At 69.2% G+C, this 3,766-nt stretch carries 3 protein-coding genes; 1 reads left to right on the forward strand and 2 read right to left on the reverse strand.

The features are described 5' to 3' along the window. Nucleotides 1–1,385: sigma-54 dependent transcriptional regulator (locus tag OXU43_00935; protein ID MDD9823739.1), on the reverse strand; the 1,385-nt coding region annotated here is incomplete at its 3' end. 110 nt (nt 1,386–1,495) lie between these two features. Then, nucleotides 1,496–2,959, reverse strand: a complete 1,464-nt coding sequence (locus OXU43_00940) for a HAMP domain-containing protein (protein ID MDD9823740.1) — start codon at nt 2,957–2,959, stop codon at nt 1,496–1,498. 185 nt (nt 2,960–3,144) lie between these two features. Here OXU43_00940 and OXU43_00945 point away from each other — a divergent pair. Further along, nucleotides 3,145–3,766: S8 family serine peptidase (locus OXU43_00945; GenBank protein ID MDD9823741.1), on the forward strand; the 622-nt coding region annotated here is incomplete at its 3' end.

The raw sequence follows: 3,766 nt of genomic DNA on the forward strand, positions 1-3,766 counted from the left end.
TAATCCAAGCCGTGCTTCTGCATGCGGTAGCGCAGGGTCATGCGCGTGACGCCCAGCTCCCGGGCGGCCCGGGAGACGTTGCCCTCGCTACGCTCCAGGGCATCCGCAATCAATTTGCGCTCCATCGCGTCCAGGGTGTTGCCGGCGGCAGGCGCATCGGAGGGGGGCGCATCGGAGGGGGGCGGCGCGGCGGCTTCGGGGGCAGCTTCCGGGGCGGCCCCCGCGGCCGGCGGCGCGGCGCCGGCGCCTGCCGCCGCGGGCAGGGCCAGCCCGGCCGCATCTATGACGCCGTTGCCCAACAACACGGCCCGCTCGATCATGTGGCGCAATTCGCGCACGTTGCCGGGCCAGTGATAATCCTTGAGCCGCTCCCGCGTCCCCGACTCGAAGCGCGCCGACGACAGACCGTAGCGGCGGGCGGTGCGCCCGGCGAAATGATCCGCCAGCAGCAGGATATCGTCGCCGCGCTCGCGCAACGGGGGCAGGCGCACGTTGAGCACGTTCAAGCGGTAGTAGAGATCCGAACGGAAACTGCCCTCCCCGGCCATGGTCATCAGGTCGCGGTTGCTGGCGGCGATAAACCAGGACGCCACCGGCCGCTCCCGCGTGGAGCCCACCCGCCGCACCGCGCGCCGCTCCAGCACCGCCAGCAGCTTGGCCTGCAACTCCAGCGGCACCTCGCCGATCTCGTCCAGAAACAAGGCGCCGTCCTCCGATGCCTCGATCAGACCGGTGCGGGAGACATGCGCGCTGGTAAAAGCGCCCTTCTCGTGTCCGAACAGTTCGGCCTCGATCAGATCCTTGGGCAGGGCGGCGCAGTCCACGTGCACGAAGGGGCTCTCCCGCCGCGCGCTCAGAGAATGCAGCAGGCGGGCGGCCAAGTCCTTGCCGGCCCCGGTCTCGCCGGTGAGCAGCACGGTGGGCGGCGGCCCCTCGGCGCCGCGGGTCAATCTGGCGATATTGCGCAGCTGCTCGCGCGCCGCGGCCATCGCGGGGGATTCGCCCAGCAGACCCTCCCGTTCGGCCCCCCGGCGTTCGCGGGCGCTGGAGTAATCCAGCCGGCGGCGCATCTCGTCGCGGCTCAATACCCGCTCGATATGGATTTGCAGCTCGTTCAGGTCGAAGGGCTTCTTGAGGTAGTCCGCGGCCCCCAGTTTCATCGCCTCCACGGCGTCCTCCACCTCCCCGTAAGCGGACATCACCAGCACCGGGATGCCGGCGGCGTCCTCCTCCTGCCGCTCGCGCAGTTGCTGCAAAAATTCCAGCCCGGAGCCGTCTGGCAAACGCATGTCGAGCAGCACCAGGTCCGGCGCGAAGGCGCGGAGGCCCTCCCCGGCCTCGCGCAACGTGCCGGCGCATTCGCTGACGAAGCCGTTCCTGGCCATGCGCTTGCGCAGGGCCTTGGCGAACACTTTTTCGTCCTCGACGATCAACACCCGGCGGGGCTGGTCGGCAGGGCGCCCGGAACCGGCGGCGGGCGCCGCTGCTTTTGCCGTCACGCCGCCGCTCCCGCCGCCGAGGCGACGATCCGCACCTGGGCGCCGCCCCGCGGACCGCGGGCGAAGCTCAGCTCCCAGCCGTGGCTCTGGCAGATCTTGAAGGCCACCGGGATGCCCAGCCCCGTGCCGAAGCGCTTGCTGCTGGGCCCCGGCGACAGATCCGCCGGCGCGGGGTCGAAGGGCAGGCCGGGGCCCTGGTCTTCGATCCGCAGCAGCGCCTGCCGCGCGTCCGCCTGCCCTGCGAGCTCGACTCCCACCACCAATTCGCCGCCCTCGGGAGAGGCGTCCACGGCATTGGCCAGCAGCCCGTAGAGCGCCTGTTCCATGAGGTCGGGATCTGCCCGCAGGCGCAACTCGCGGTCCCACGGCTCGCGGCGCAACCGCAGGCGCTTGCCGGCCAGCCGGTCGTCCAGCATCTTGAGCGGAGTGTCCAGCAAATCAACGGCGCGGCAAGCGACCAGCCGCGGCTGCAAGGGATGCAGGTAGGAAACCAGCGCGCTGACCCAGCGCCCCAGACGGTCTATGGTGTCCAGGATCGCCCGGCAACTCTCCTGCCGGTCTTCCTTGTCGTCGCTGTCCTCGAGCACCTGGGCCGTCGCCCGCAGGCTGGCCAGGGGATTGCGGATATTGTGCGCCACCACCGGCACCAGGGCGCCCAGGGCCGCCTGGCGCTCGTTGCGAATCTGCGCGTCCCGGCTGTGCGCCAACTCTTCCGACATGTAGTTCAACGCCCGCGCCAGCCGCGCCACCTCGCGCACGCCCTCCACCTGCAAGCGGTGTTCCAGGTCGCCGCCGCTGACCCGCCCGGCGTCCCGGGTCAGGCGCCGCATGGGCCGCATGAAATCCCGTACCAGCGTCCTGCGGGTGAACCACACCAATGCCACGCCGACGGCCAGCAGCACCGGGAACAGGGCGGCGGCTACCGCGATCCGGCGGCCGAGGTCCCGGCTCAGGCGCTCGCGCTCCTCGTGCAACAAGAGCCGAAAGCGGCGGTGCAGGGCATCGAAGTCGGCGGCCATGCGCGCGGCGAATCCCGGGTTCAGCATTTGGATGCGCGATTGCGCGACATACGGATCCGAGAACACCTGGTTCATGTCTTTTTGCGCCAGGCTGTACCGCTGTTGCAGCGCCTGCACCGCCTCGTCCTCGGGACGGCTGCCGGCATTGCGGCGCATCTCGTTGAACAACTCGTCCAGGCGGCGATCCAGGGCGGTGTAGTTTGCGAGGGCGCCGGGGTCTTCCAGCAGCCGCGCCCGAACCAGAAACTGGAGCTGCCGCGACAACGCGCCGCGCGCCTGTTCGTTCAACAGCAACAAACGGTTGACGCGCGCCGAATCGTGGGCGCCCTGGCGCCAGAAAGAGTAAGACAGGGCCCCCAGCGCGCCCGAGAGAATAAACAGAAACAGCAGTGCCATCTCGTAGGCCAGTACCAGGCTGCCCAATGATCGCGTTCCGGACATTTCCTCCACTCCTTCCGTGCCGCCCCTGCGCCCGCCTCCCGCAACGGCCAACGAATAGGGCGCGCATCCGCTGCGCCCGCGCGTAATCGTAACCGGGATTCGTGCTAACATGAACCGATAATCGTTGCCGCGAGGGAAATAACATTTTCGTCATGCGCTCTGCCATGCGACCGAAGCGTAACGCGATGCATCCGGCGAGGCGGCCGGTCGTTGCCGCACTCGCGCTGGCGGCGGCCAGTTGCGGGGGCGGCGGTGGTGGGGGCGGCACGCCCGCCGCGGAAAGGATCGGTACTCCCACCGCGGCTACGCTGGGCCAGGAGCGCGCGACCTTGCAAACCGGCGAATTCCTGGGCTCGTCCAGTCTCGAAAGAGACCGGAGCGCCCTGCTCGCCATCAAGGCCGATGCCGCCTACAGCCGGGGCTGGACCGGGGCCGGTTCGCTGGCATTGGTCATGGACAGCGGCATAGACGCCGCACACCCCGAATTCCAGGGCCAGATCGAGGCCGCCATGGACCTCACCGACGACAGCGGCGCCGCCAATGACCCTGACGGCCATGGCACCGGCGTCGCATCCGTATTGGCCGGACGACGCCATTACGACAGGCCCGGCACTTGCGGCTCCTCGGGTTCCGGACTCCCGTTTTGCTTCATGCATGGCGTCGCCTTCGACGCCAAACTGCTGGTCGCAAAAGTGACCGCATCCCGCACCCCCAGGATTGATATTGCAACCGAGTTGACCGCCGAATTGAGACGCTGGAACCGCGCCTTGTCCTGGGGAGAGGCCCAGGGCGCCACCGTCGCCAACC

The organism is Gammaproteobacteria bacterium (genome assembly GCA_028817255.1).
In the GTDB taxonomy this organism is placed as follows: Bacteria; Pseudomonadota; Gammaproteobacteria; order Porifericomitales; family Porifericomitaceae; genus Porifericomes; species Porifericomes azotivorans.

Excerpts from the sequence above, each read along its gene's own strand:
- OXU43_00940 (MDD9823740.1), bottom strand. The coding sequence starts at position 2,959 with ATGTCCGGAACGCGATCATTGGGCAGCCTGGTACTGGCCTACGAGATG.